At 37.8% G+C, this 339-nt stretch carries 1 protein-coding gene; it reads right to left on the reverse strand.

Features of this window, described 5'->3' with window-relative positions; all coding sequences use genetic code 11:
• Positions 1-339 (reverse strand): hypothetical protein (locus R2R70_RS19335; RefSeq protein WP_410978798.1); only part of this gene is annotated, 339 nt, incomplete at both ends.

Below are 339 nucleotides of genomic sequence, written 5' to 3' on the forward strand. Positions count from 1 at the left end.
TCTTCAAAAGTACGAATTTGTACATCACCAAACATAGTAACAGGACGTCCGAAAGCATCTTTACCAACTTGAATGTAATGGTTTTGTCCTTCTAGGATTTTCTGTAATTCACGTCGCATAGCTTTAGACATGAATAATACGTCTGCCCCACCTTCAACCGCATCTAGTAACTCATGTAATTTATCTAGTGTTAATGTACCTTCTGCATTGTCGATGTCTTGTGCTGTTCCTGATACTTGCTTACCAATACCATCAAACTCTAGTGGATTCTTAGCTGAATCACCATCAAAGAAAGATTTAGTGAATTGACGTGCTAATGCTTTAGACTTCATTTGAGTG

Source organism: Cobetia sp. SIMBA_158 (assembly GCF_046566945.1).
Taxonomy (GTDB): domain Bacteria; phylum Pseudomonadota; class Gammaproteobacteria; order Pseudomonadales; family Halomonadaceae; genus Cobetia; species Cobetia amphilecti.